Below are 26207 nucleotides of genomic sequence, written 5' to 3' on the forward strand. Positions count from 1 at the left end.
AGTGCCTCAGAGGATCACGTGCGGAAGGAAGCGGGCGTACGAGTCCGTGATCAGGCCCGACGACTCGCGGAGGCCGAGGCCCGCCGACTCGTCCTCGACGACCCAGGCGCCGAGGACGACGTGGTTGCCGTCGAAGGCGGGCAGGGGCGCCAACTGCTGGTAGCAGCAGGGCTCGTCGGGCAGGGCGGGCGGCGACCCCGGCTCGTGGACGGTGACACCGGCGCCCTCGCGGCCCAGGAGGGGCTTGGCGACGTAGCCGGTGGTCGTCGCGAGGTCGCGCGGGCCGTCGAGGTAGGCGGGGAGGAGATGGGGGTGGCCGGGATACAGCTCCCAGAGGATCGCGAGCAGCGCCTTGTTGCTCAGCAGCATCTTCCAGACGGGTTCGATCCACAGGGTGCTGCCGGTGCCGCCGCCGTTGTCGAGGGTGTCGAGGACGTGGCCGCCGAAGCGGTCGGTGGTGAGCCATTCCCAGGGGTAGAGCTTGAAGCAACTGCGGATGAAACGGAGGTGGTTGTCGACGAAGCGGCCGGAGAGCGGGTCCCAGCCGATCTCCTCCATGGAGATCCAGTCGGTGTCCAGGCCGGCCTGCTCGGCGGTCTCCTTCAGATAGGCGACGGTCATCAGGTCTTCGCCGAGTTCGTCGTCGGAGGAGTGCGCGAAGTACAGGGGGCTGCCCGGCGGGAGGAGGGCGGACTGCTTCTTCCAGGCGGCGACGAGGCGTTCGTGGAGGGAGTTCCACTGGTCGGCGCCCGGGAAGCGCTCCTCCATCCAGAACCACTGGGGTGAGGCGGCCTCGACCAGGGAGGTGGGGGTGTCGGCGTTGTACTCCAGGAGCCTCGCCGGGCCGGTGCCGTCGTAGTGGAGGTCGAACCGGCCGTAGACGGAGGGGAGTTCGGCGCGGCGGTGCCAGGCCTCGGCGACCGCCTGCGCGACGCGCGGGTCGGTGATGCCGAGGTCGGCGAACCGGCCCTCGGTGACGATGTGGCCCGCCGCCGCCAGGCACATGCGGTGCAGTTCCTCGACCACCTCCTCCAGTGCCTCGACCTCGTCGAGGGTGAAGGCGTAGTAGGCGCTCTCGTCCCAGTAGGGGCGCAGGGAGCCGTCGGGGTGGCGGGTGAGCGGGTAGATCAGTCCCTGTTCCTCGACGGTCTGCTGCCAGCCGGGGCGGGGGTCGATCGTGCGGCGTTCCATCGTGTGCCGGCCGTTCAGCCGCCGTGGCTGCCCTCATGGCCGCCGAAGCCGCCGCGGTGGACGCCGCCGTGGTAACCGCCGGAGCTCGTACGGGGCTTGGTGAAGGAGCCGCCCGTGACCCGGCCTTCCTTCTTCGTGCCGTCGTAGTACCAGGAGCCGTTGACCAAGGTCTTGCCGGATCCGCAGTTCTTGTCGGAGACGACCTTGTATCCCTTGCCGACCTGGTAACTTCCCCGGTCGACACAGCGCTTGTCGGGTTCGGAGTCGCAGGCGGTGAGGGCGGCCGCGAGGAGGCCCATGCCCCCGAGGACGACTGTTCCGGAGCGGAGTTGCCTGCGTATGTTCGCCATCTTTCGCATTCCCCCGTTTTTCGGCTTCGTTCACCTTGTCCGTCGCCGGTCAGCTTAGCGTTCCGCGCCGTGGGCTCCGAGCCTCAGGGAAGAACCCGGCACAGCGCTTCCAGCGCGCCCGCCCACGCGTGGTCCGGCGGACCGCCGTACCCGATGACCAGGGCGTCCAGCGGCTCGGCCACCGCCCGTTCGTGCCGGTAGGAGGAGAGCCCGTGCAGGGCCAGACCCTGCCAGGCCGCGGCCTGGACCACCGAGCGTTCGCTGCCGGGCGGCAGGCGCAGCACGGCGTGCAGACCCGCCGCGATGCCGGTGATCTCGATGGCGGAGACCTCCGGCGGGCGGGCGTCGAGGGCCGCGACCAGGGAGTCCCGGCGGCGCCGGTAGCGCAGCCGGGCGGAGCGGACGTGGCGGTCGTACGCGCCGGAGGTGAGGAACTCGGCCAGGGTCAGCTGGTCCAGCACCCCGCAGGTGTCGTAACTGCCCTTGACCGCCGCGCACTCCTCCACGAGGGACGGCGGCAGCACCATCCAGGCCAGCCGCAGGCCGGGGGCGAGGGACTTGCTGGCGGTGCCCAGGTACACCACGCGGTCCGGGTCCAGGCCCTGCAGCGCGCCCACCGGCTGGCGGTCGTAGCGGAACTCGCCGTCGTAGTCGTCCTCCAGGACGAGGCCGCCGGTGCGCCGCGCCCAGTCCACGACGGCGGCCCGCCGGTCGGGGTGCAGGGGCGTGCCCATCGGGAACTGGTGGGCGGGGGTGAGCAGCACCGCTCCGGCGCCGGCCAGCTCGCTCAACGCACGGGTGTCCGTGGCGAGTTCGTCGTACGGCAACGGATGCGTGGCCAGTCCGGCGTCGGTCAGCACCCGGCGGTGGCTCTCGAGGCCGTACGACTCGACGGCGATCCGACGCGTCCCGCGGGCGCGCAGAACCGCGCCGAGGATTCTCAGCCCCTGCGCGAAGCCCGCGCACACCAGGATGCTTTCAGGGTCGGCGCGTACGCCCCGGGCGCGGGAGAGGTAGTCGGCGAGGGCGGTGCGCAGTTCGGGGCGGCCGCGCGGATCGCCGTAGCCGAGGGCGTGGGAGGGGGCGGCGGTGAGGGCGCGGCGTGCGGCCTTGAGCCAGTCGGTGCGCGGGAAGGCGCCGAGGTCGGGCGTGCCGGGCTTCAGGTCGTAGGCGGGGCGGTCGGGTGCGTGGCGGCGGGGTGCGGCGGCCGGGGGCGGCGCCACCGTCCTGTCGGCCACCCGGGTGCCCGAGCCCTGCCGGGCGGTGAGCCAGCCCTCGGCGACCAGGTCGCCGTAGGCGTCGGCGACGGTGTTGCGGGCGATGCCGAGGTCGGCGGCCAGGGAACGGGAGGAGGGCAGCCGGGTGCCGGGGGCGAGGCGGCCGGTGCGGACCGCGTCCCGTAGCGCGTCGGTCAGGCCCCGGCGCAGGCCGCCCGAGCCGGCCGGTGCCAGGTGCAGGTCGACGCCCGAAGTGGCCCAGGAATCCGTCATGGGAATGGACCATAATGCCGGGCTGCTCGGCTCCTAGGGTCGAGGGCCATGAGCCTTGAGGAAACCGCCCCGTACGCCCCCGAGCACGGCCCCCGCATGCGCTGGGCTCAGCGCGCCCCCGAGGTCTACCAGGCGATGAGCCGGTTCTCCGCCGCGGCCAAACAGGGCTTGGACCCGGCCCTGGTGGAGCTGATCCAGCTGCGCGCCTCCGCGATCAACCACTGCGGGTTCTGCCTGGACATGCACACCAAGGACGCGCTGGCGGCCGGCGAGAGCGTCCAGCGGATCGTGCAGCTGAACGCGTGGCGGGAGTCGACGCACTTCTACACGGAGAAGGAGCTGGCGGCGATCGAGCTGACCGAGGCCGTCACCGTCCTCACCGAGGGGTTCGTCCCGGACGAGGTCTACGAGCGTGCCGCCCAGCACTTCGACGAGGCCGAACTGGCCCGGCTCATCGCGACCATCGTGGTGATCAACGCATGGAACCGCTTCGGTGTGGCCACGCGCGCGGTGCCGGGCCACTACCAGCCGGGGCAGCTCAAGTGAGGCGCGTGCGACCGGACATACGGCCGGAGGCCGCTCGGGACGTGCGTCCCGAGCGGCCTCCGCATGCGGCCTGTGGTGCTCCGGCGGGCCGGGTTACTTCGGCAGCCAGCCCTTCCAGACGTTCTTGTTGGCCTTGACCCAGGTCTCGGCCGCCTTGTCCGGGCTCATCTTCTTGTCAGCGATCATGCCGGCGACCTCGTTCTGCTGGGCGTCGGTCCACTTGAAGTTCTTCAGGAACTGGGCCGCCTTCTTGTTCTTCTTGGCGAAGTCGGCACCGATGTACTTCTGCAGCGGGGTCTTGGCGTAACCGCAGGTGATCTTCTTGGGGTCGGAGTCGCAGCCCTTCTTGTACGGGGGCAGCTTCACCTCGACCATGTCGAGCTGGTTGTTGAGCCACTGCGGCGTCCACCAGTAGCTGATGAACGGCTTCTTGGCCTTGTAGTTCTCCTTGATCTGGGTGATCTGGGCGGCCTCGGAACCGGCGTAGACCGTCTTGAGGTTCAGCTTCAGGTTCTTGATCAGAGCGTCGTCGTTGGTGGTGTACGACGGCGAACCCTCGAGCAGCTGGCCCTTGTTGCCGCTCTCCGCGGTCTTGAACAGGCTCGCGTACTTGTTGAGGTTCTTGGCGTTCGTGATGTCCGGGTGCTGGTCCGCGAGGTACTTCGGGATGTACCAGCCGATGTGGCCCGTCACGCCGAGGTCGCCCGCCGGTTCGATGGACTTCTTGCTGTCGACGTACAGCTTGACCTTCTGCGGAACGCCGTCCCAGTCCTCGAGGATGGCGTCGGCCTTGCCGCTGTTGACCGCGTCGAACGCGACCGACTCGTCGAGCTGCGTCAGCTTGACCTTGGTGTCGAGCTCGTGCTCCAGGAGGTACTGCGCCACGGCCGCGTTGGCCTCCGCGCCGACCCAGGAGGGCACGGCGATGGTGACCTGGCCGGAGCTGCCCGACGACGAGGTCTTGGCGGCGGCGCAGGCGCTCATGCCGGTGAGGCCGAGGACGACGGCGCCGGCGGTACCGGCCAGTCGGAGGTGCTTTCGGTTCATCATGTGGGCGTGTCTCTCGTTTCGGTCGGGCGAATTTTCCTGGGGTTCCCGAACTTCTGGGTTTCCTGGTGTTCCTGTGAGGGGAGCGGCCGGGTCAGCGCGAGGCGGCCGCCCGGTCGGTGCGTTGGGTGGTCCGGTCCAGGACCAGGCCGAGCAGGACGATGGCGACACCGGCGGTCAGGCCGGTGCCGAGCTGGCTCTTCTGCAGGCCGAAGACGACGTCGTAGCCGAGCGCGCCGGAGCCCACGAAGCCGCCGACGATCACCATGGCCAGCACCAGCACCACGCCCTGGTTGAGGGCGAGCATCAGCGCGGGACGGGCCAGCGGCACCTGCACCTGGCGGATCTGCTGGAAGCTGGAGGCACCCATGGAGCGGGCCGCCTCCAACGTCGCGCCGTCGACGCCGCGCAGGCCCTGCACGGTGATCCGGACGACGGCGGGCAGCGCGTACAGCACGGCCGCGGCGACGGCGGCGGCACGGCCCACGTTGAACAGGGCCACCACCGGGATCAGATAGATGAACTGCGGCAGCGTCTGCATGGTGTCCAGTACGGGACGCAGCACGCGTTCCAGCAGCGACACCCGGGCCGCCACCACACCGATCGCGAAGCCGAGGGCGAGGGTGACGACGACGCCCGCGATGGCCTGCGACAGGGTGTCCAGGGAGTGGCCCCAGACGCCGATGACACCGACGCCGGCCATCGCCAGGGCGGCCGTGCACATGGCGCCCCAGCCACCGGCGAGCAGGGCGCAGACGGCGGCCAGCAGCACCAGCGACCACCACGGCGCGATGGTCAGGCCGGTGCGGATCGGGTCGAGCACCCAGGTGGTGAAGCCGTCGGCCCACGGGCGGGTGCCACCCACCACGGGGACGCCCTGGGCCATGTGGCTGGTGAACCAGTCGACGGCCTGGTTGACGGGCTGGGAGATGTCCACGGTCCAGGGGTCGGGCCACTCGGAGATCAGCAGCGTGCGTCCGGCCACGGCCAGCGCGGCGAACGCGCCGGCCACCAGGGTCCAGGCACGCCAGCCGTGCAGCCAGGCGGAGCCGGCCGGGGCCGTGCCCGCGCCCAGCCGGTCGCCCGCGGCGGAGGTCGCGCGGTCCAGCCACACGGCGAGCAGCACGATCGGGATGCCCGCGGCGAGCGCCGAGCCGACGTCGACGGTGGACAGCGCCTGGAACACCTCTTCACCGAGGCCGCCGGCGCCGATCACCGAGGCGATGGTGACCATCGACAGGGCCATCATGATCGTCTGGTTCAGGCCGAGCAGGATCTCCTTGCGGGCCAGCGGCAGCCGCGCGGTCAGCAGGCGCTGCAGCGGGCTCGTGCCCAGGGACTCGGCGGCCTCCATGACGCCCGGGTCGGCGCCGCGCAGACCGAGCGCGGTGAGCCGGGCCATCGGCGGGGCCGCGTAGATGATGGTGGCGATCAGGGCCGACGGGACGCCGATGTCGAACAGCAGCACCAGCGGCAGCAGATAGGCGAACGCCGGCATGATCTGCATGGTGTCCAGGACCGGACGCAGGATGCGCTGGAAGGTGTCCGACAGGCCGGCGGCGAGCCCGAGCAGCGCGCCGATCAGGGCCGAGACGGTGACCGCGATCACCATGAGGGCGACGGTCTCCATGGTGGCTTCCCACATGCCGAGCACACCGCACACGGCGAACGTGGCGAGCGTGACGCCCGCGAGCTTCAGCCCGCGCCGGTCCCGCAGGCCGCCGATCCGCCAGGCCAGCAGGACGGCGCCGGCGCCGACCGGGAACCAGCCGAGGTTCTCCAGCAGGTCCGTCATCCAGCTCACCGAGCTATCGGACCAGTTGCTCAGCCACAGCAGGAAGTAGAGGAAGACGGGATTGGTGTCCCGGTTGTTGACGACCCAGGTGTAGGCGTCGTCGAGGGGCGTCTTGACGTCGACGGTCAGGTCGTGCGGCCAGGAGCCGCTGCCCAACAGGACCGCGGCCAGCGGGACGAGCACGGCCGCGGCGACGGCCAGCGGCAGCAGCCGTCGGACGAGCGGGTGGTGCAGCGGCGAACGGGGCGCGTCGGACCCGTTCTGCTCGGCCCGTTCGGCGGACGTCCGCGACGAGGCAGGGGTGACGACGGCGGTCATGCGGTCCACCCCCGGGTATGGCTGTCGGCGGCGGTACTCATGGGTGCCGTACTGGTGCGCCTGTGGACGGCGGTGTTCGTGCGTGCGTGTATCACGCGGCCACCTCCTCGCGGTCGTCGCGGTCGAGTCCGGCCACCACGCGCAGCAGCGTCAGCTGGTCCACCTGGCCCAGGCAGGTCTCCGCCTCCACCACGCAGGCCGGTCGGCCGCTGCTCGCGACGGCCTCGATGGCGTCGGCGACGACCGTGTCGGGAGTGAGCGCACCGGGGTGCTCGGAGCCGCCGCAGTCGCCGGCGCGCATGGCGGTGCGCACCGTCATGACCTGCTCGCGGGGTACGTCGCGCACGAAGTCACGGACGTAGTCGTCGGCGGGCGAGCCGACGATCTCCTCCGGGGTGCCGAGCTGCACGATCTCGCCGTCGCGCATCAGCGCGATGCGGTCGCCGACGCGCAGGGCCTCGCTGAGGTCGTGGGTGATGAAGACCATGGTGCGGCCCTCCTCGCGGTGCAGGCGGATGACCTCCTCCTGCATGTCGCGCCGGATCAGCGGGTCGAGCGCGCTGAACGGCTCGTCGAAGAGCAGCACTTCGGGGTCGGTCGCGAGCGCCCGGGCGAGGCCGACGCGCTGCTGCTGACCGCCGGAGAGCTGGCCGGGCCTGCGCTGCTCCAGCCCCTCCAGACCGACCTTGGCCACCATCTCCGAGGCCCGCTTGCGCCGCTCCTCCTTGGCCACGCCCTGGATCTCCAGGCCGTAGGCGACGTTGTCGAGGACGGAGCGGTGGGGCAGCAGGCCGAAGTGCTGGAAGACCATGGAGGCGCGGTGCCGGCGCAGTTCGCGCAGCCGGGTCTTGTCCATGGCGAGGACGTCCTCGCCGTCGATCTCCAGCGAGCCCGAGGTCGGCTCGATGAGCCGGGTCAGACAGCGCACCAGCGTGGACTTGCCGGAGCCGGACAGGCCCATGACGACGAAGACCTCGCCCTTGCGTACGTCGAAGGAGACGTCGCGGACGGCCGCGGTGCAGCCGGTTCGGGTGCGCAGCTCGGACTGGGACAGCCCAGTGAGCTCCCGGTCGCCGGGGATGCGGTCGGCCTTCGGGCCGAAGACCTTCCAGAGGTTCCGGACGCCGAAGACGGGCGAGCGCCCCTCCGGGACCACGGACTCTGCGTTCCCGGTCTCCGTGCCGAGTTCTCGGTTCTGGGGGGAGGGTATGGCGCTCATCGGGCCTGGTTCCCTTCGGTGGTGTCGGCCAGCAGTTCCGCTGCCTTCTCTCCGACCATCAGCACGCCGATCATCGGGTTCACGGCGGGCAGCGTCGGGAAGACGGAGGCGTCGACGACTCGGACGCCCTCCAGACCGCGGATCCTCAACTCCGGGTCGACAACGGCAAGTTGGTCATCGGTTGCACCCATCCGGCAGGTACCCGCGGGATGGTAGACAGTGTGGTGCGCCTTGCGCAGCAGTTCGCTGAGCGTCTCGTCGTCGTCGACGTCGGCTCCAGGGAAGACTTCCCGCTGCAGCCAGCCCGCGAACGGTTCGGTCTTCGCGATCTCACGGGCGATGCGCACACCGTCGACGAGGGTCTGCGCGTCGTAGCCGTCCTCGTCGGTGAAGTAGCGGAAGTCGAGGGCGGGCTTGACCTCGGGGTCGGCGGACGTGAGGTAGACACGGCCGCGGGCCCGGGACTTGGGGATGTTCGGTGTCATCGACACGCCGTGGGCGGGGCGTTCGTAGCCCAGTCGCTCCGGGTTGTCGGTGAACGGGATCTGGTAGAAGTGGAACATCAGGTCGGGCAGGTCCTGACCGTCGTCCCGGCGCACGAACAGCGCGGCGTCGGAGTCCATCGCCGAGTTCTCCGGCAGCGGCCGGTTCGTCTCCCACACGATCACCGACTCGGGGTGGTCCTGCAGGTTCTCGCCGACACCCGGCAGGTCGTGCACGACCGGGATGCCCAGGTCCTCCAGGTCCTTCTTCGGGCCGATGCCGGACAGCATCAGCAGCCGCGGCGAGTCGACCGCGCCGGCGCAGACCACGACCTCGCGGCGGGCGCTGATCAGCTGCTCCTCGCCGTCCTTGGTGCGCACCCGCACCCCGGTGGCCCGCTTGCCGTCCAGCTCCAGCTTGTACGCCCAGGTCTCCAGCAGCAGCGTGAGGTTGGGGCGGTCGCCGGCCTCCATGTGCGGGTGGAGATAGGCGACGGAGGCGGAGGAGCGCTTGTTGTTCTCCGGGTGGTAGGCGAGGTCGAGGAAGCCGACGCCGTCGTGGAAGGGCCGCGCGTTGAAGCCGGTCACCTCGGGGACGCCGGTGGCGGTCTTCGTCGCCTCGATCCAGTCCTTGGCGATGGCGTTCTGGTCCTTGTCGGCGACGCGCACGATGTTGTTGCGCAGCCGGGCGAAGTACGCCTCCATCTGCACGGCACCCCAGCCGGTGGCGCCCGCCTCCTCCCACTCGTCCCAGTCGGACGGCAGCGGCTTGAAGGCGATCAGGGTGTTGTGCGAGGAGCAGCCGCCGAGCACCTTGGCGCGGCTGTGCAGGATGTGGGAGTTGCCCATCGGCTGCTCGACGGTCGTGTACTCGTAGTCCAGCTCGCCGCCGAGCAGGCCCATCCAGCGGCGCAGGGTGAGGACGTCCTCACGGTCGACGTCGCTGGGACCGCCCTCGATGACGGCGACGGTGACGTCGGGGTTCTCGGTGAGGCGGGAGGCGATGACGGAGCCCGCGGTGCCGCCGCCGATGACGACGTAGTCGTAGACGTGGGGGGTGGTCTCTGACATGGGGGTGCTTCTTCTCCAGAGGGGTGTGCGGGAGGGAGGCGGAGGCGCGTCAGCCGGCGAACCAGCGCACCGGCTTCGGCGCCAGGTTCTGGTAGACGTGCTTGGTCTCGCGGTACTCGGCGAGCCCCGCGGGCCCCAGTTCGCGGCCCACGCCGCTCTTGCCGAAGCCGCCCCACTCCGCCTGCGGGAGGTAGGGGTGGAAGTCGTTGATCCAGACGGTGCCGTGCCGCAGGCGCCCCGCGACGCGCCGGGCGCGGCCCGGGTCGGCGGTCCAGACGGCGCCGGCGAGTCCGTACTCGGTGTCGTTGGCGAGGAACACCGCCTCGTCCTCCGTACGGAAGGTCTCGACGGTGAGGACCGGTCCGAAGACCTCCTCCCGTACGACCTTCATCTCCCGGTGGCACTGGTCGAGGACGGTCGGCTCGTAGAAGTAGCCGCTCTCCGGCCGCTCGGCGGACGGCTCGGGCCGCTTGCCGCCGCAGCGCGGCACCGCGCCCTCCGCGAGTGCCGACGCGACGTACGCCTCGGTCTTGGCGCGCTGCTGCTCGGAGACGAGCGGGCCGCACTCGACGCCGTCCTCGGTGCCGCGGCCGAGGCGGATCTTCAGGGCGCGGCGGGCGAGTTCGGCGACGAAGCGCTCGCGGATCGACTCCTCGACGATGAGGCGCCCGCCCGCCGAGCAGACCTGGCCGCTGTGGATGAAGGCGGCGTTGAGGGCCTGGTCGACGGCGGTGTCGAAGCCCTCGTCGGTGGCGCAGGCGTCGGCGAAGACGACGTTGGGGTTCTTGCCGCCGAGTTCGAGGGCGACCTTCTTGACGGTCGGGGCGGCGGCCTGGGCGACCTTGGTGCCGCTGACCAGGCCGCCGGTGAAGGAGACGAGGTCGACGTCGGGGTGCTCGGACAGCGTGGCGCCGACCGTATGGCCGGGCCCGGTCACGATGTTGGCGACACCGGCGGGCAGCCCGGCCTCGACGAGCAGCTCGATCAGCGCGACGGTCGTCAGCGGGGTGATCTCGCTGGGCTTGATGACGAAGGTGTTCCCGGCGGCGAGCGCGGGCGCGACCTTCCAGCTGGCCTGCAGCAGCGGGTAGTTCCAGGGAGTGATCAGCGCGCACACGCCGACGGGTTCGTGTACGACGACGCTGTGCACATCGGGGGAGCCCGCGTCGACGACCCGGCCCGGGGTCTCGGCGGCGACGAGGTCGGCGAAGTACCGGAAGGCGTCGGCGACGCAGTCGATGTCGATGCGCCCCTCTTCCACGGTCTTGCCCGCGTCCCGGCTCTCCAGCAGGCCGAGCTTCTCGCGGTCGCGCACGAGCAGGTCGGCGACCCGGCGCAGCAGGGCGGCACGCTCGGCGACGGGGGTGCGCGGCCAGTCGCCGGTGTCGAAGGCGCGACGGGCCGCGGCCACCGCCAGCTCCGCGTCCTTCGCGCCGCCTTCCGCGACCACGGCGAACGGACGGGCGTCCGCGGGGTCGAGGATGTCGCGCGTCGCGCCGGAGACCGCTTCCAGCCACTCCCCTCCCGCATGGATCGTCGCCATTGCCTGAAGTTCCGTTCTGTCCGCCATGATCGGTATTGCCTTCCGTTCCTGTTCAGTGCCCTTGTGTCACACACATGTCACCCACGAGGACCGGGTCCGCCTGCCCCCCGCCTCGGATTGCATGCGTGTTCGGTGGCCGAAAGTGCGCTGCATCACCGAAAAATGGGAGGGAACCGGGACAAAGCGTCCGCACGAAAGTGACGTGCGCCACGGAATCGGCGCCGTGACCGGAGCCGTCCCCCTCCGCACACCGCTGTCGGCGAGGAGCGGTCAGCCGGCCGCGGGGGCGGTGCAGTCGGCGCCCGGCGGGCAGAACCACGCCAGCGCCGTGTCGAGAACCTGCCCCTCGTCGGCACGGCCGTCGGCGTCGGGGCCGTAGGAGGCGATCGCGTAGAGCCTGCCGTCGGCGGCCTGGAAACGCTCGTCGACCACGTGCCAGGTACCGATGTCGGGCTCGCCCTTGAGGGAGTCGGCTACGTATTCCAGGCGGGAGCCGGTGAATCCTGCCGTGTCCATGCTGTCCAGGGAGAGCTCGCGGAAACCGCGGGGCTTGGGGACTTCCGAGGAGAGGTACAGGTCGAACGACTCGCTCGGCGAGGACTCGGCCACCTCGTACACCTGCAGCCGCCGATCGCCCGAGGCGTCGTGATAGTTGACGATGTCCATGCCGTACTGCGAGTCCACGGTGGTCCGCTGCTGTTCCCACCCGTCCGGCACCGCGATGCGAAAGCCCTGCGGATCGTCGTACGCCGTGTAGCCCGCCGGAGGCTCGGCGGCGGCCGGGGACGAAGGGTCCGTCGTGGCGTCGTCCGAGGGGTACGCCGTGAGCGACGGCCCGGTGGGCGCGGGGGAGCTGCTCGCGGCGGCGGGGTGCTTGTCGTCGTTTCGCCCGACGCCGAAGCCCAGGGTCACCACCAGACTCACGACGATCCCGGCCGCCGCGGCCCCGCCGATCAGCGTCCACATCGTCCGGCGGTCGTATCCGGCGAAGGCGGTCGGCCGGGACGGCGGGGCGGCTCCGGGGGGCGAGGCCGCGGGGGGCCAGGCACCGTCGCCGGTGCCGTGCGCCGGTGGCATGGCGTCACCGCTGTCCTCACGGCGCCGGGTGTCCTCGCCGTCCTCCCAGCGCTGGGTGTCCTCGTTCCAGTGGCGGCCGCCGCTCATCTTCGCTCTCCCCCGTTCACCACCGTCCGCCCCCTCACTGCCCCAGCAGACCGGCCAGGGTGCCGGCCGAGGTGAACAGGGTCAGCACCGTCTGGGCGTCGGTGAGCAGCTCCCGCAGCCGCTGCCGTCTGCTCGCGCCGGTCGCCCCGGTGCGGGTGATCTCGTCCTCGGTGTCGGCCAGGGCCTCGTCCAGCGCCCGGGTCCGGTCGCTGCCCTGGATGCGCGCGAGATCGGCGCGCAGTTCGCGTACGGCCGCCAGCAGTTGCTCGGCGGACTCGTCACGCGCGGGCCCGGCGGCGTGGTGGCTCTCGGCGCGGGCATGGCTGCCGACGGCGAAGGTGCTGTGCGTGACATCGCCGAAGCTGACGCGGGGTTCCTCAGCGCTGGTCATCGCTGTCGAGTCCCTTCTGGAACGCGGAGCCGCCGCTCGCCTCCGGCGCGGCGCCTCCGGTCGTGGTGGTCGAGGTGGCCTGCGCATGACTGCCCACGGCGAAGGTGCTGTCCGCGACGGAGTCGATGTGCATGCCGCCCTTGCTGATGTTGACGACCTTCTGCACGAACTCGCCGGTCTGGTAGCCGTGTTCGGCCAGCGTCGTGCGGACCCCGTGCGCGATGCGGTCCTGGACGCTCTTGAGGTAGCGGTCGACGTCCATCTGCTGGAACAGCGACCGGGTGCGGGCCGCGCCGAGCTCGCGCACCGACAGGGCCGGACCGTCGGGCAGCGCACTGCCGTAGCTCCCGGTGAGCAGCTGCCAGCCGGAGGCCGCGGCCTGGCACAGGGCGACCACGGAGCGGGCGGTGGAGGCGGGAACGCGGCCGACGGCCCAGGTCGCCTTGCCGATCACACTGTCGTTGCGGAACCTGTGGGCGACGTTGTCGGCCTCCTTGAAGTCCTCGCGGATCGGCATCAGCACATGCGGCGCGATCTCCAGCATCAGCATGCGGCCCTGGGTGTGGATGCGCACGTACACGGTGACGACCAGCTCCTCCTCCCAGCCGCCGACGCGGACCCGCAGGAAGTGGCGCCGCTTCTCGCCGCCCTCCTCCACCGCACGGTCCCGGTGGTCCTCGAAGTCCTCCCGGCTGTAGGGGGCGTCCACGCGCCGGACGAGACCCTCGGCGGGCAGGAAGACGCACTCGTCGATCTCCAGCCAGCGCAGCCGGTCGCGCACCGCGTGCCCCGCGAACTCCGGTGGCAGCCGCAGCCCTTCGAGGAGCGGCCGTACGGCGTCCAGCATCGTGCGGTTGCGCACCGGGCGCGGCTTCTTCGTCTCGTCGGCCGGCCGCATCTCGACGGCGAGCACCCAGGTGTCGTAGGCGGAGCCGGCGCCGCAGAACGGGCGCGCCTCGTGGTACATGATCATCGGGGCGTGCTGCTCCAGCCGGATGCGCTCCTTCACCCAGAACCGCGCTCCCGTCGTCCGCTCCGCCGGGTCAGCGGCGGCCTCGGGGAAGTGACGGGGCGACAACTCGCCGCCCAGGATGCGGGCGAGCTGACTTCGCTGACCGCCCGCGCACACGGCCACGGCGACGAACAGGACGAGCGCGAGCCACGCCTCCAGCGGGCTGATCGTGCCGTCGCCGCCGATCATCCGCGTCAGGGCGGGCAGCAGTTGGAGCACGAAGTCCATGAAGCCCGGGCTGTAGCCGTAGGTGCCGTACGACGGCACGTCCGAGCCGGAGAAGGCGATCACCACCGTGGTCACGAGGAAGACCGCGAGCACGATGCGCCCCAGCCAACGCGCGGCGAACGCCACGGCCTTGCGGCTGACCGGCCCGCGCTTGTCGTCGCCGCTCAGGGAGACGCCCATCGACAGCAGCAGGCTGGGCAGCAGATAGGTGGCCAGCACCCCACCGGTCAGCGGCAGCCCCACCGCCCACAGGCCGACGATCGCGGCGGACGAGCCCGCCTCGATCCGGCGGGCGCGCAGGGCGTGCGCGAGGACGCGTGCCGCGTCGTGGCCCAGTGAAGGCGCCACGATCCGCTGCTCGTTGAGATACAGCTCCTCGATGACCTTCTCCCGGAAGGCCGGGTCGAGGTAGGCGCCGGCGCACAGCAGGCGGGTGGCCTCACTGGCGTGCGGCGACACGGGCGGGGGCGCCGACGACGGCCCCGTGGTTGTCGGTTGCGATTGCTGCGGCACGTGCGCGGTACTCACGCCGATCCCCCGATGCGTGGACAGACCTGTGCGATCCATGACTTGACGCGCCATCAGCATAAGGGGCGGGGATCGGCCGGGAAAGCGGATTGTCAAGATGACAGCGCGGTGAAGCCGACCACATTTGCGAGGTCGGTGCCGGACCATGGTGGCGGCCCACGGTGCCGGAAAACGGCCACGGGCCCCGTGCCGGTGTCCAACCGGAACGGGGCCCGTGCGGGCTCGGGGCGGAAACGCCGCCGAGGGTGGCTCAGATGAGGCCGAGGCCGCGGACCGCCTCGCGCTCCTCCGCGAGCTCCTTCACCGACGCGTCGATGCGGGCGCGGGAGAACTCGTTGATGTCCAGGCCCTGGACGATCTCGTACTTGCCGTCCTTGGTGGTGACCGGGAAGGAGGAGATCAGGCCCTCCGGGACGCCGTAGGAGCCGTCCGACGGGATGCCCATGGAGGTCCAGTTGCCCTCGGCGGTGCCGTTGACCCAGGTGTAGACGTGGTCAATGGCGGCGTTGGCGGCGGACGCGGCCGACGAGGCGCCACGGGCCTCGATGATCGCGGCGCCGCGCTTGGCGACGGTCGGGATGAAGTCGTCGGCCAGCCACTGCTCGTCGTTCACGACCTCGGCGGCGTTCTTGCCGGCGACCGTGGCGTGGAAGATGTCCGGGTACTGGGTGGCGGAGTGGTTGCCCCAGATCGTCAGGCGCTTGATCTCGGAGACCGGGGTGCCCGTCTTCTTCGCGAGCTGGGTCAGCGCGCGGTTGTGGTCGAGGCGGGTCATCGCGGTGAAGCGCTCGGCCGGGACGTCCGGCGCGGCGGCCTGCGCGATGAGCGCGTTGGTGTTGGCCGGGTTGCCGACGACGAGGACCTTGATGTCGTCCGCGGCGTGGTCGTTGATGGCCTTGCCCTGCGGCTTGAAGATGCCGCCGTTGGCCTCCAGCAGGTCGCCGCGCTCCATGCCCTTGGTGCGCGGGCGGGCGCCCACGAGGAGGGCGACGTTGGCACCGTCGAAGGCGACGTTCGGGTCGTCCGTGATCTCGATGCCCTGCAGGAGCGGGAACGCGCAGTCGTCCAGCTCCATGGCCGTGCCCTCGGCGGCCTTCAGCGCGGGGGTGATCTCCAGGAGGCGCAGCTTGACCGGGACGTCCGCGCCGAGCAACTGGCCGGAGGCGATGCGGAAGAGCAGGGCGTAACCGATCTGGCCGGCCGCGCCGGTGACGGTGACGTTCACGGGAGTGCGGGTCATGGCGTTCTCCGTATGACAGCTGGCGGTGGGGCGTCCCTGCCCCGGGGGTACGGGATCCCCGCCCCGGCTTGTGACCGGCGCCCGGCGCGATGATCGATCACGGGTAACGATGATCGATCTCTTGGCGTCAAGAGAGATCCAGCGGTCAGGCTATCGCGCATCCGTGATCTCGGACGGCCCACCCCGTGTGGCCCGCCCCACAGAGCGAGAACCGGCACGACGAAGCCCGGGAACCCGGGGGGCGGCCGCCCGTCCGGGAGAGGGGAGACGAAGACGGCCGCCGCTTCGGGGGGTACCGATGACCGGACTCCCGTGGGGGTACCGTTCGCGTGCCCGCGAAGCGGCCCGCCATGCGTGCGGGCCGGTGATTCTTTCCGGTGGCCCTGCCTCCCTCCCTGCCTGCCTCCCCCTGTCTCACGGTCTCTCGGCCTCTCTCCCGCGCGCCCGCTACGGCGTGCACCCCTTCCGTCCGGCGGCCGACGTCACGCACGCCTTCGCCTCGGCCGCGTCCTTCACGGCCACCATCGGGGTGTACGCGATGGTGTCGCCGGCCTCGGCGATGGCACCCTTCTGGCTCGCCCGGCCCGCCACGATCCCCACCTGGTCCCCCTGCGCCGCCCCGGTGATCCGTCCCCACGCCGCGCCGCAGGTCCTGCTGTAGCGGACCTCGACGGTGGTCGTGCCGACGGTCGCGGTCCTGGCGGTGGTCACCAGGTTGCCGCTGCACCCCATGCGCTCGGCGTCCTTGCCGGTGCAGGCGGCGCCCGCACACTTGACCCCGGCGGGCAGAGCGTGGGCTGAACTGGCGGCCGGAGAGGGCGACTTGGCCGTACCTCCATGACCGGCGGCCTCCTTGTCGCCTCCGTTGCCGGTGAGGAGGAAGACCGCCGCGACGACGACGAGGACGCCGCCGACGCCCGCGAAGAGCATCGTCAGCCGGCGTCGGCCGCCCGACGCCGGGGCGGACGGGCCACCGGGCCGCGCATCGCGGGGCGGATCACCGAAGGGATTCGGGGCCGACGGGGTCCAGTCGGAACCGTCCGAGGACGGGGGCGCGGACGGCGATCCGGGCGCGTACGCCGATGAGTTCCGCGCGGCCCCCTGCCGTGCGTCGGCGTCGACGTCGGACGCTCCCGGCTGCGGCGGGATCGTGGGTGAGACGCCCGTCGGCCCCGCGACCCCTGGCGCCGCGACCCCCGGTGCGGCGCCCCCTGGTGCCGCCGGTGCGCGGCCCTCCGTACGGGTCGCGCTGCCGCCCCCGGCGCCCGCCTGCGGCTCCCCGAACTCCCCCAGCGCGGCGCGCGCCTGGGATATCCGGATCGCCTCCATGGTCATGTCGTGGCGCATCTCCGCGCGGCTCCAGGCCCGTTCGGCGAGCTCCCACATCGTGGTCAGATGGATGGGATTGGTGCCGGTGACCTCGGCGAGAGCCACGATCGCACCCTTGGGCGCGAGCAGCCGGCCGTTGAGGTACCGCTCCCAGGACGTCTTGCTGTAGCCCGTGTGGTCGGCCACCGCCGCGACGCTCAGGCCGCCGCGGTCCACGAGTCGCCGCAACTGGCCGGTGAACTCCCTTATCTGCGGATCGAGTTCGTCGGGTAAGGCTTTCCAACGAGGCATCGTCTCCCCCTCATTCCCCCGGACAGTGCTGGTCCACTTCCCGGGTGTGGTGCCGGTCGTCGCTCACGCTGTCCCCCGCGTCGTTCCCCCGCGTTGGTCCCCGCGCGAGGCGCGCTCCGCCGAGTCCCTGTTGTGGCTACCCACAGGAATGCGTCCACCGAGGATCTCGGTTCCCGGGACGGGGGCGCACGGGAGCATGGGCCCCTTGGCCATGCACCGTTGCACGCCGACCGCTGCGCGGTCCACCGGGCCCTCTCGCAGGGACACGTTAGCGGCTGGGCGGCCGGCGGAGCGCGGGAACCGTAGCGGAATGGTCACCTCCGTGCCACAGCACACGGACAGGCGTTGAACGGCCCGATCACAGCGCGAAAGGCTGGATGACGACGGCGGCCCGCCCTCACTCGGGGGAGGGGACGGGCCGCCGTCGTACGCCGGCGAAATCCGGCCGGCGCGGGCCGGACCTACTGGCTCAGCGTGAAGTGCAGTGTGTCCTTCAGGAACGGGATCTCCAGCCACGGGTCCGGCTGGGCCATCATCGACAGCAGGAAGATCACCAGGCCCAGGACGCCGTACGTGACGATGTCCGTGAAGCGCGAGCGCACGGCGAGCATGCCGACGCTGGGCAGCATCCAGCGCATGACGGCACCGGCGATCAGGGCGAGGCCGATCAGCAACGTCCCGAACCGGAAGACGTCGAGCGCGGTCAGCAGCAGGCCGAGCGCGACCGACGACAGCACGATGAGGATCGGCCACTGGCGGGCGGGCGCCGGGAGGTCGCCGGACGCGGCCCGGCCACCGCCCTCGGGGCGCGCGGTGTCCTTGGTGAACAGCGGGAAGCGGCGCGACCCGCGCGCGCCCCAGGCGAGCGCGGCCGCGAGCTTGGCGGACCGCTCGGAGCGCTCGGGGCGGTCGGACCGCTCGGGGCGTCCTTCGGCGTCGGGCGTGCCGGTCGTGTCACGCACGGCCTGCTCCGCCTTCGCGGGGTGGTGGATGTCGTTCTCAGCCGGCACTGCGCTCCGCCGCCTCGACCACGTTGACGAGCAGCTGCGCGCGGGTCATCGGGCCCACGCCGCCGGGGTTCGGGGAGATCCAGCCGGCCACCTCGGCGACACCGGGGTGGACATCGCCGACGATCTTGCCCTCGGCGCTGCGGGAGACACCGACGTCGAGGACGGCGGCGCCCGGCTTGACGTCCTCGGGCCGGATCAGGTGGGCCGAACCGGCGGCCGCGATGATGATGTCGGCGCGCTTGAGGTGCGCGGACAGATCACGGGTGCCGGTGTGGCACTGGGTCACGGTGGCGTTCTCGCTGCGCCGGGTCAGCAGCAGCGGCATCGGACGCCCGATGGTCACGCCCCGGCCGACCACCACGACCTCGGCGCCCTTGATCTCCACGCCGTAGCGGCGCAGCAGCGTCAGCACGCCGTTGGGGGTGCAGGGCAGCGGCGCGGGCTCGTTCAGGACCAGGCGCCCCAGGTTCATCGGGTGCAGGCCGTCCGCGTCCTTGTCCGGGTCCATCAGCTCGAGGATGCGGTTCTCGTCGATGCCCTTGGGCAGCGGCAGCTGGACGATGTAGCCGGTGCAGGCCGGGTCCTCGTTCAGCTCGCGTACGACCGCTTCGATCTCCTCCTGGGTCGCGGTGGCCGGGAGCTCGCGCTGGATGGAGGCGATGCCGACCTCCGCGCAGTCCCTGTGCTTGCCGGCGACGTACTTCTGGCTGCCGGGGTCGTCCCCGACCAGGATCGTGCCGAGGCCGGGCGTGATTCCCTTCTCCTTCAGCGCCGCCACGCGGGCGGTCAGATCGGACTTGATCGCGGCTGCGGTGGCCTTGCCATCGAGAATCTGGGCGGTCATGACCCCATCCTCCCGGATGACCGCCTCCCGGTTCCAATCCGGGTCCGGCCGTGCGCCACGTCACCCGTTTCGTCCGTGATCGCCGAGGTTGCGCTTGCACAACGCCTGCGAAATGCCGCTGGACAAGGACTCGCGCGGCCGACGACGATGAACGACGCAGTAGTCGCGGTCCGTGTTGGGGGGCAAACCGCTCGTGCTCTGACGTTCCTCCGCGCCATCCGCGTTGTCCCGCAGTGCAACGGAGGAAGAGCAACCATGAGTTTCGGCTCGCCCCAGAATCCCTACGAGAAACCGCAGAGTCCCCAGCAACCCGGCCAGCCCGGCCAGCCTGGTTACGGCTACCCCCAGCAGCCGGGCCAGCCCGGACAACCTGGCTACGGCTACCCCCAGCAGCCCGGCCAGCCCGGCCAGCCCGGCCAGCCCGGCCAGCCCGGCTACGGCTACCCGCAGGCCCCGGGAATCCCGCCGCAGCAGGGGTACGGCTACCCGCAGCAGCCCGGCTTCCCGGGCGGCCTCGGCCCGCAGGTCGCCTCGATGGGCCGCCGCCTCGGCGCCCGCCTCATCGACGGGGTGGTCATCGGCGTCCTCTACGTCGCCCTGAGCTTCGCCGGTATCGCGAGCTTCATGAACGCGGCCAAGGACTGCGACCCGGCCGCGACCGACTACGAGAACTGCATGAACGCCGCCAGCTCGGACATGGCGGCCAAGCTGGGCGGCGTGATGATCCTGTTCGGGCTCGCGACCCTGCTCTACGAGTGGCTGATGATCGGCCTGGTCGGGGCGACCCTGGGCAAGCTGGCCGTGGGCATCCGCGTGGTGAAGGCGGACACCGGCCAGAAGCCCGGCCTGCTCTCGGCGTTCCTGCGCTGGATCATTCCGACCGTCGGCGGCTTCTTCTGCGGCATCGGCGAGCTCGTCGTGTACCTGTCCCCCTTCTGGGACAACTCCGGCCGCCAGCAGGGCTGGCACGACAAGGTCGCGACCACGATGGTCATCCGCAACTGAGGTCTACGGCACCGAGCGCCAAGACTCGAACACAGCCGAGGGCCGTGTCCCACCCGTACAGGGGGACACGGCCCTCGGCCCGTTGAGGACGACGGGTCAGTGGAAGAAGTGACGCGTCCCCGTGAAGTACATCGTGACGCCCGCCTTCTTCGCGGCCTCCACGACCAGCTCGTCACGGACCGAGCCGCCCGGCTGGACGATCGCCCGCACGCCGGCGTCGATGAGGATCTGCGGACCGTCGGGGAACGGGAAGAACGCGTCGGACGCGGCGTACGAGCCGCGCGCCCGCTCCTCGCCCGCCCGCTCGACGGCGAGCCTGCACGAGTCGACGCGGTTGACCTGGCCCATGCCGACGCCGACCGAGGCGCCGTCCTTGGCGAGCAGGATCGCGTTGGACTTCACGGCCCGGCACGCCCTCCAGGCGAAGGCCAGCTCGGCCAGCTCCTCCTCGCTCAGCGGCTCGCCGCTGGCCAGCGTCCAGTGGGCCGGGTCGTCGCCGTCGGCCTGCAGCCGGTCGGTCTCCTGGAGCAGCACACCGCCGTCGATCTGCTTGGCCTCCACCCGGTTGCACGGGCCGGTCGGGGCCTTCAGCACACGGATGTTCTTCTTCTTGGCGAGGGCCTCCAGCGCGCCCTCCTCGTAGTCCGGCGCCACGATGACCTCGGTGAAGATCTCCGCAACCTGCTCGGCCATCTCCTTGCTGACCGGCCGGTTCACGGCGATGACCCCGCCGTACGCGGACAGCGGGTCGCAGGCGTGCGCCTTGCGGTGCGCCTCGGCGACGTCCGCGGCGACCGCGATGCCGCAGGGGTTGGCGTGCTTGATGATCGCGACGCACGGCTCGTCGTGGTCGTACGCGGCACGGCGGGCGGCGTCCGTGTCCGTGTAGTTGTTGTACGACATCTCCTTGCCGTGCAGCTGCTCGGCCTCGGCGAGGCCGCGCCCGGTGCCGTCGGTGTAGAGGGCGGCGGGCTGGTGCGGGTTCTCGCCGTAGCGGAGGGTGTTCTTGCGCTCGTAGGTGGCACCGAGGAAGTCGGGGAAGTCCGACTCGTCGACGGGCGCGTACTCGGACGCGAACCAGGAGGCCACGGCGACGTCGTAAGCGGCCGTGTGCTGGAAGGCCTCGGCAGCGAGCCGCCTCCGGGTGGCCAGGTCGAAGCCGCCGCCCTGCGCGGCCGCGAGGACGTCGGCATACCGCTCGGGGCTGGTGACGACGGCCACGGACGGGTGGTTCTTGGCGGCGGCGCGGACCATGGACGGGCCGCCGATGTCGATCTGCTCGACGCACTCGTCGGGCGACGCGCCCGAGGCGACGGTCTCGCGGAACGGGTAGAGGTTGACGACGACGAGGTCGAACGGCTCGACGCCCAGCTCGGCGAGCTGCCGCTGGTGGTCCTCGAGGCGCAGGTCGGCGAGGATGCCCGCGTGGACCTTGGGGTGCAGGGTCTTGACCCGGCCGTCCAGGCACTCGGGGAAGCCGGTGAGCTCCTCGACCTTGGTGACGGGAACGCCGGCGGCGGCGATGCGCCCGGCGGTCGAACCGGTGGAGACGAGCTCGACACCGGCCTCGTGCAGCCCGCGCGCGAGCTCCTCGAGCCCGGTCTTGTCGTAGACGCTGACCAGCGCGCGGCGGATCGGCCGCTTGCTGCTCTCGTTGCTCTCGGCGGTCACTGGATAACTACCTTTCGTCCCTCAATGCGATAGCCGTTGCGGGCGAGCCGCCCCACGACCTCGACGAGCAGCCTTCGCTCGACTTCCTTGATGCGCTCGTGCAGAGCGCTCTCGTCGTCCTCGTCCCGGACCTCGACCACGCCCTGCGCGATGATCGGCCCGGTGTCGACGCCGTCGTCGACGAAGTGGACGGTGCAGCCGGTGACCCGCACGCCGTACGCGAGCGCGTCCCGCACGCCGTGCGCCCCCGGGAAGCTGGGCAGCAGGGCCGGATGCGTGTTGACCAACCGCCCGCCGAACCGCGTGAGGAACTCCTTGCCCACGATCCGCATGAACCCGGCGGAGACGACGAGGTCGGGCTCGTGCGCGGCGACGGCCTCGGCGAGGGCCGCGTCCCACTCCTCCCGGGTCTCGTAGTCCTTGACCTTCGTGACGAAGGTGGGCACACCGGCACGCTCGGCGCGCGCGAGCCCCTCGATGCCGTCACGGTCGGCGCCTACGGCCACGATCTCGGCGCCGTAGGCCTCGGGGCCGACGCGTCCGATCTCGTCGAGGAGTGCCTGCAGATTGCTGCCGGATCCGGAGACCAGCACGACGAGGCGCTTGGCCACGGGCTTGGCGGCCACGGTGGGGCCCTTTCTCGGGGGAGCTTCGGTTCGGCGGCCGGTTTGTACGGCGCTTGTACATTCGTACGATTGCTTCGCTTCCCGATATACGGGGAAGTCTACGAAGCGGCCGACCGCCAGCAACGATACCGGCATACAGGACGGCCCCCATGGGACGGGGGCGTGGCCGGAAGGTAGCGTCTGAAAGGAGCGAGCTCGGGAACGCGGTGACCGCGCGATGCGTTCCCGGAGTGACAGCTCACGCCAGACAGCCGTAGCCACCCAAGGGAAGACGCTCATTTGATGCCGGACCGCAGCCTGCGACTCCTCACGTTCCCGCCCCATTCGGTGCAGGGAGGGGAGCGTGGCGCCATGCTGCTGCGGGAGCGGCCGGCCTCGCCGCCCGACGCACCCTCGGGCCGGCCGGACGGCGATCGGCAGGGCGGCGCTCCGCAGAACGACAACCCCTTCGCGCCACCGCCGGAGGGCACGCCGGACCAGCCTTGGCGGCCGAGGCGTCCCGAGGGCGGCCAGGACGGCTCCCCGGACTCACAGGACGACGCACCGGACGACGACCGCTCCCCCTGGGGCAGCCAGTGGAGCGACCGCCAGCCCGGCCGTTCGTCCGGCGGCTTCGGCGAGCGCCCCGGCGGCACGCCCGAGGGCCAGGGCGGCGGCGGAACCGGCCCCGGCCTGCGCTGGGATCCGACGGACCCGGCCCAGCGCCGGGCGCGGTACGCGCTGCTGTGCGGGATGTGGGCCTTCTTCTTCGCCCTCTTCGGCTGGCCGTACGTGGCCCTGCTGCTCGGCGCGCTGTCCCTCTACTGGGGCGGCAGCTCACTCCGCGCCAAGCCCCGCACGCCCGACCCCGACACCCCGGCACCCGAGAGCACCGGCCGGCCCCGGCCGACGGGCCGGCCCCAGACCTCGGCGGCCATCAGCGGCATGGTCACCGCGGCACTGGCCCTCGCCCTGGTCGCGACGACCTTCACGGCCCAGCTGGTCTACCGCGACTACTACACGTGCGTGAACGACGCCCTGACGACCAAGGCCAAGTCGTCCTGCACCCAGCTCCTGCCCAAGGAGCTGCGCGGACTGCTGGGCACGGCCAACAGCTGACGGTCACTCCTCGTCGAGGGGGACGGGGTCGATGGGTACCGCCTCGGGTTTCGGGATGTCGGGGAAGGGCTCCATCGGCGTGATCCCCGTCTGCGTCGAAGCCTCCGGCAAGGCCGCCCACCGGTTCGCGCGGGAGGCGTCGTCGTGCCCCGGGGACAGCACCAGGTCGTCGACGGGCAGCAGGTCATAGGCATCGTGACCGGCGCCGGTGCCGTACGGCTCACCGGCCCGGTCCGGCTCGTAGGCTCCGTACGGCTTGCGCCCGCCGTACGCCGGCGCGGCCGCTGTCCGCGGCACCGATCCCGCCGGGGTCGACGCCGTCGCCTTCGCCGCCGGCCGCCGGGGTCGTCGCCCCCACATCCGCCAGCCCCACAGCACCAGCGCCGTAGGGACTCCCACGGCCGCGGTCCATCCGGCCGTCGCGAGCCCGGTCCGCCACCACACGGGCCCGAAGTCGGACAGCGCGCCATCGCCGAGCGGTCCGCCCGCCAGCGCGACGAGCACCGAGAACACCAGCGCGCACAGCACCGCCGCCAGCACCGTCGTCCCGGCGGTCCGCAGGGCCGACCGCCCGGCGCCCCGCTCCGCCCCCTTCCGGGGGGCGGCCGCGCCCACCACGAACCAGGCGACCGCCACCCCTGCGCCCACCGGCACCACTCCCGCCACCCAGTTCAGCGGCCCCCCGACCCCTGGGTCAGGCACCGCCGCCAGCAACGGGAACGGCGGCAGCAGGGGTGCCGGGTCCGAGACGAGCGGGTGCACCAGGTGACCGGTGCCGAGCGTGAACCCGGGGCCCAGGCCGTACGCCGCCGACCACACCGCCGCGTTCGGCACCAGGACGGCGCACAGCAGCAGGACGGCGAACCGCCCCGACCATCCGTCGGTCAGTTCGAGGAACGACCCACGCGCCGCTCCCCCGTGCCCCACCAGCGACACCACGAGCAGGAGCGCCCCGCCCCCGAGGAGCACCGCGGCCCCGGCGCCGGCGGCCCGCGCGGCCACGACGAAGCGCACCCAGGCGCCCGGTTTCGCCGCGAGCCGGCGCAGCGCGCGGGGCAGCGGCACGCTCGGCGGCAGCTCGTCCACTCGGCCGTACGCCGCCCACACCCCGACACCGGCCGCACTCGCCACGACCAGGGGAAGGCACACCGTCACCCACCCCCAGGCGGGCCGCAGTTCACCGGCTTCGGCGTACACCGCGGCGGCGAGCCCGACGGAGAGATAGCCGAGGGTGACGCCCGACCATGCGGTCCGGGCGTCGACCGGCGGCGGTCCGTCGGCGTCGGCGGGCGCGTCCGTCACATCGCGCGCGGCGCGGTACAGCAGCCAGACCGGCACCGCGAGCAGCAGCAGCGGGGTGACGCCCACGGGTGCGGGGGCGCCTGACAGGGTGTCGGTGCGGACCAGTTCGACCCCGTGCGCCAGCAGCCACAGCGCGGCGGCGACGTGCAGCGCGTCGCCCAGTCCGCTGTCGGGGTAGGGGGAGCTGACCCACAGCACCATCACGAGCGCGGCGAACGAGGCGAGCCCGAGCCCGGCCGCGATCACGCCGCTCAGCAGGCTCGGGGCCAGGCCCGGGGAGTCGCGCAGCCGGGCGAGCAGGGACGGCAACGACGGTCGGCGAGCGGTCATTCGGATCACGACGGCCATGCTCCCAACGACACGCGCTTTCCCGTCGTAACAGGCGAACCCCCGATGTGTCGCTCAATATATGTTTATGTACTTTTTCGTACGAAGGGGCGAGCTGTGACACGGAGCACCGGGAGCCCGCGGCAGTCGCGGGGCGACGCGACCGAGGCGACGGGACGTCAGGCCGCGGCGGCCGACGCGGAGGTGACGGCGCGCCAGCCGCTCATCACGCCCCTCGCCACCGAACACGTCCCCGTGAGGGACCTGACGCCCGCTCAGGCCTTCGACGCGCTGTACTCGTTCTGCACCCCCGCCCTCGTACGGCAGACGTATCTGCTCACCGGACGGCGTGAGCTGGCCCGGGAGTCCGTGGAGCGGGCCTTCCAGCTCGCGTGGCAGCAGTGGCCGGAGGTGGCCCGGGACCGCGACCCGGCGGGCTGGGTGCGGGCGATGGCGTACGAGTACGCCCTCTCCCCCTGGCACCGCTTCCGCCGCCGCTACCGCCACCCCGAACCGCCCCCCGCCGACCCCGCCGACCGCACCCTGCTGGACGCGCTCCTCAAGCTGCCGCCCTCGTACCGCCGCACGCTCGTGCTGTACGACGGCGTCGGCCTCGGGCTGCCCGAGACCGCGGCGGAGACGGAGGCGAGCACGCCCGCGGCGGCGAACCGGCTGACGCACGCGCGCGCCGCGGTGGCCACGCGCGTTCCCGCCCTGTCGGACCCCGCCCTGCTGCACCGGCGGCTGGCCGAACTGGCCTCCGCGGAGCGGCTGCGGGCGGCGCGGGCGGAGCCGGTGCGGGCGGGCTGCGAACGCAGGACGCGTCACCTGACCCAGGCGGCCATCGCCTTCACAGTCGCGATCATCGGCGCGACGGCGCTCACGCTGCGGACCGCCCCCACGCACTACGAGCCGCCGCTCGGTCCGGCGCAGGCGGTGCGGGGGGTGCCGCCCAAGGCCGCGCTCGGTCCGCTGTCGAACGACCAGCTGCACCTGCGCGCGAAGCTGCGGCAGCAGACGGCACACGGTCCGGAGAAACTCCTGCCGCTTCCGCGGTGAACACGACGGAAGGGTCCGCACCCCCGACCG

At 71.9% G+C, this 26207-nt stretch carries 22 protein-coding genes; 4 read left to right on the plus strand and 18 right to left on the minus strand.

The genetic code is table 11. The annotated features are described in order from the left end of the window. Positions 1-6 precede the first annotated feature (6 nt). The 3 genes from ABZ910_RS14505 to ABZ910_RS14515 form a co-directional block, all read right to left on the minus strand. Positions 7-1191 carry a glutathionylspermidine synthase family protein gene (locus ABZ910_RS14505; protein WP_361363631.1) on the minus strand — a complete coding sequence of 395 codons (1185 nt, stop codon included), beginning with the start codon at positions 1189-1191 and terminating at the stop codon, positions 7-9. 14 nt (positions 1192-1205) lie between these two features. Beyond that, positions 1206-1541, minus strand: a complete 336-nt coding sequence (locus ABZ910_RS14510) for a hypothetical protein (RefSeq protein WP_361363634.1) — start codon at positions 1539-1541, stop codon at positions 1206-1208. Between the two features lie 83 nt (positions 1542-1624). Next, positions 1625-3031 (minus strand): PLP-dependent aminotransferase family protein, encoded by a 1407-nt coding sequence (locus tag ABZ910_RS14515; protein WP_361363636.1) that lies wholly within the window; start codon positions 3029-3031, stop codon positions 1625-1627. A 48-nt stretch (positions 3032-3079) separates the two neighbouring features. Between ABZ910_RS14515 and ABZ910_RS14520 the strand changes: the two genes are divergently transcribed. Continuing rightward, positions 3080-3577, plus strand: coding sequence for a carboxymuconolactone decarboxylase family protein (locus ABZ910_RS14520; RefSeq protein WP_361363639.1), 498 nt, complete (start codon positions 3080-3082; stop codon positions 3575-3577). A gap of 93 nt (positions 3578-3670) precedes the next feature. On the opposite strand, the gene ABZ910_RS14525 is transcribed toward ABZ910_RS14520, so the two are convergent. The 12 genes from ABZ910_RS14525 to ABZ910_RS14580 form a co-directional block, all read right to left on the minus strand. Further along, on the minus strand, positions 3671-4627 hold the full coding sequence (locus ABZ910_RS14525; RefSeq protein WP_361363641.1) for an ABC transporter substrate-binding protein: 957 nt from the start codon (positions 4625-4627) through the stop codon (positions 3671-3673). Between the two features lie 91 nt (positions 4628-4718). After that, positions 4719-6737: an ABC transporter permease subunit gene (locus tag ABZ910_RS14530; protein WP_361363644.1), complete on the minus strand. Its 2019-nt coding sequence runs from the start codon at positions 6735-6737 to the stop codon at positions 4719-4721. A 91-nt stretch (positions 6738-6828) separates the two neighbouring features. Beyond that, on the minus strand, positions 6829-7956 hold the full coding sequence (locus ABZ910_RS14535; RefSeq protein ID WP_361363646.1) for a glycine betaine/L-proline ABC transporter ATP-binding protein: 1128 nt from the start codon (positions 7954-7956) through the stop codon (positions 6829-6831). After that, complete coding sequence (locus ABZ910_RS14540; protein ID WP_361363648.1) at positions 7953-9509, minus strand: GMC oxidoreductase; 1557 nt, start codon at positions 9507-9509, stop codon at positions 7953-7955. Before ABZ910_RS14540 ends, ABZ910_RS14535 begins: the two co-directional genes overlap by 4 nt. 49 nt (positions 9510-9558) lie before the next feature. Continuing rightward, positions 9559-11079, minus strand: a complete 1521-nt coding sequence (locus ABZ910_RS14545; RefSeq protein WP_361363651.1) for an aldehyde dehydrogenase family protein — start codon at positions 11077-11079, stop codon at positions 9559-9561. A gap of 243 nt (positions 11080-11322) precedes the next feature. Next, positions 11323-12216 carry a hypothetical protein gene (locus ABZ910_RS14550; RefSeq protein WP_361363654.1) on the minus strand — a complete coding sequence of 298 codons (894 nt, stop codon included), beginning with the start codon at positions 12214-12216 and terminating at the stop codon, positions 11323-11325. A 34-nt stretch (positions 12217-12250) separates the two neighbouring features. Then, positions 12251-12607 carry a hypothetical protein gene (locus ABZ910_RS14555; RefSeq protein ID WP_361363657.1) on the minus strand — a complete coding sequence of 119 codons (357 nt, stop codon included), beginning with the start codon at positions 12605-12607 and terminating at the stop codon, positions 12251-12253. Further along, positions 12594-14375: a hypothetical protein gene (locus ABZ910_RS14560; protein WP_361363659.1), complete on the minus strand. Its 1782-nt coding sequence runs from the start codon at positions 14373-14375 to the stop codon at positions 12594-12596. Before ABZ910_RS14560 ends, ABZ910_RS14555 begins: the two co-directional genes overlap by 14 nt. Positions 14376-14625: 250 nt before the next feature. Then, a complete protein-coding gene (locus ABZ910_RS14565; RefSeq protein ID WP_361363662.1) occupies positions 14626-15615 on the minus strand; it encodes a malate dehydrogenase in 990 nt (329 codons plus the stop codon). Between the two features lie 447 nt (positions 15616-16062). Then, complete coding sequence (locus ABZ910_RS14570; protein ID WP_361363665.1) at positions 16063-17235, minus strand: DUF2690 domain-containing protein; 1173 nt, start codon at positions 17233-17235, stop codon at positions 16063-16065. Positions 17236-17696: 461 nt separating this feature from the next. After that, entirely contained in the window at positions 17697-18245 is a 549-nt protein-coding gene (locus ABZ910_RS14575) for a DUF3017 domain-containing protein (protein ID WP_361363667.1), read from the minus strand. Further along, positions 18235-19089 (minus strand): bifunctional methylenetetrahydrofolate dehydrogenase/methenyltetrahydrofolate cyclohydrolase, encoded by an 855-nt coding sequence (locus ABZ910_RS14580; RefSeq protein ID WP_361363670.1) that lies wholly within the window; start codon positions 19087-19089, stop codon positions 18235-18237. The genes ABZ910_RS14575 and ABZ910_RS14580 overlap by 11 nt, the downstream gene beginning before the upstream one ends. Positions 19090-19344: 255 nt before the next feature. Here ABZ910_RS14580 and ABZ910_RS14585 point away from each other — a divergent pair, with 255 nt between their 5' ends. Beyond that, positions 19345-20094 carry an RDD family protein gene (locus tag ABZ910_RS14585; protein WP_361363673.1) on the plus strand — a complete coding sequence of 250 codons (750 nt, stop codon included), beginning with the start codon at positions 19345-19347 and terminating at the stop codon, positions 20092-20094. 96 nt (positions 20095-20190) lie between these two features. Here the strand turns inward: ABZ910_RS14585 and purH are convergent, their stop codons facing one another. After that, positions 20191-21765, minus strand: coding sequence for a bifunctional phosphoribosylaminoimidazolecarboxamide formyltransferase/IMP cyclohydrolase (gene purH, locus ABZ910_RS14590; protein WP_361363676.1), 1575 nt, complete (start codon positions 21763-21765; stop codon positions 20191-20193). Continuing rightward, positions 21762-22391 (minus strand): phosphoribosylglycinamide formyltransferase, encoded by a 630-nt coding sequence (gene purN / locus ABZ910_RS14595; protein ID WP_361363678.1) that lies wholly within the window; start codon positions 22389-22391, stop codon positions 21762-21764. Before purN ends, purH begins: the two co-directional genes overlap by 4 nt. A 282-nt stretch (positions 22392-22673) precedes the next feature. Between purN and ABZ910_RS14600 the strand changes: the two genes are divergently transcribed. After that, on the plus strand, positions 22674-23489 hold the full coding sequence (locus ABZ910_RS14600; RefSeq protein ID WP_361363681.1) for a hypothetical protein: 816 nt from the start codon (positions 22674-22676) through the stop codon (positions 23487-23489). 3 nt (positions 23490-23492) lie between these two features. On the opposite strand, the gene ABZ910_RS14605 is transcribed toward ABZ910_RS14600, so the two are convergent. Then, on the minus strand, positions 23493-25139 hold the full coding sequence (locus ABZ910_RS14605) for a DUF6350 family protein (RefSeq protein WP_361363684.1): 1647 nt from the start codon (positions 25137-25139) through the stop codon (positions 23493-23495). A gap of 96 nt (positions 25140-25235) precedes the next feature. On the opposite strand from ABZ910_RS14605, the gene ABZ910_RS14610 reads away from it, so the two are divergent. After that, entirely contained in the window at positions 25236-26177 is a 942-nt protein-coding gene (locus ABZ910_RS14610; RefSeq protein WP_361363687.1) for a sigma factor-like helix-turn-helix DNA-binding protein, read from the plus strand. Positions 26178-26207 lie beyond the last annotated feature (30 nt).

It is taken from the genome of Streptomyces sp. NPDC046805 (assembly GCF_040645355.1).
In the GTDB taxonomy this organism is placed as follows: domain Bacteria; phylum Actinomycetota; class Actinomycetes; order Streptomycetales; family Streptomycetaceae; genus Streptomyces.

Coding starts and splice junctions, on each gene's coding strand:
- ABZ910_RS14505 (WP_361363631.1), bottom strand. CDS start 1,191: ATGGAACGCCGCACGATCGACCCCCGCCCCGGCTGGCAGCAGACCGTC.
- ABZ910_RS14600 (WP_361363681.1), top strand. CDS start 22,674: ATGCCGGACCGCAGCCTGCGACTCCTCACGTTCCCGCCCCATTCGGTG.
- ABZ910_RS14540 (WP_361363648.1), bottom strand. CDS start 9,509: ATGTCAGAGACCACCCCCCACGTCTACGACTACGTCGTCATCGGCGGC.
- ABZ910_RS14565 (WP_361363662.1), bottom strand. CDS start 15,615: ATGACCCGCACTCCCGTGAACGTCACCGTCACCGGCGCGGCCGGCCAG.
- ABZ910_RS14520 (WP_361363639.1), top strand. CDS start 3,080: ATGAGCCTTGAGGAAACCGCCCCGTACGCCCCCGAGCACGGCCCCCGC.
- ABZ910_RS14555 (WP_361363657.1), bottom strand. CDS start 12,607: ATGACCAGCGCTGAGGAACCCCGCGTCAGCTTCGGCGATGTCACGCAC.
- ABZ910_RS14525 (WP_361363641.1), bottom strand. CDS start 4,627: ATGATGAACCGAAAGCACCTCCGACTGGCCGGTACCGCCGGCGCCGTC.
- ABZ910_RS14585 (WP_361363673.1), top strand. CDS start 19,345: ATGAGTTTCGGCTCGCCCCAGAATCCCTACGAGAAACCGCAGAGTCCC.
- ABZ910_RS14605 (WP_361363684.1), bottom strand. CDS start 25,139: ATGGCCGTCGTGATCCGAATGACCGCTCGCCGACCGTCGTTGCCGTCC.
- ABZ910_RS14580 (WP_361363670.1), bottom strand. CDS start 19,089: ATGACCGCCCAGATTCTCGATGGCAAGGCCACCGCAGCCGCGATCAAG.
- ABZ910_RS14535 (WP_361363646.1), bottom strand. CDS start 7,956: ATGAGCGCCATACCCTCCCCCCAGAACCGAGAACTCGGCACGGAGACC.
- ABZ910_RS14530 (WP_361363644.1), bottom strand. CDS start 6,737: ATGACCGCCGTCGTCACCCCTGCCTCGTCGCGGACGTCCGCCGAACGG.
- ABZ910_RS14510 (WP_361363634.1), bottom strand. CDS start 1,541: ATGGCGAACATACGCAGGCAACTCCGCTCCGGAACAGTCGTCCTCGGG.
- ABZ910_RS14570 (WP_361363665.1), bottom strand. CDS start 17,235: ATGCCTCGTTGGAAAGCCTTACCCGACGAACTCGATCCGCAGATAAGG.
- ABZ910_RS14550 (WP_361363654.1), bottom strand. CDS start 12,216: ATGAGCGGCGGCCGCCACTGGAACGAGGACACCCAGCGCTGGGAGGAC.
- ABZ910_RS14515 (WP_361363636.1), bottom strand. CDS start 3,031: ATGACGGATTCCTGGGCCACTTCGGGCGTCGACCTGCACCTGGCACCG.
- ABZ910_RS14545 (WP_361363651.1), bottom strand. CDS start 11,079: ATGGCGGACAGAACGGAACTTCAGGCAATGGCGACGATCCATGCGGGA.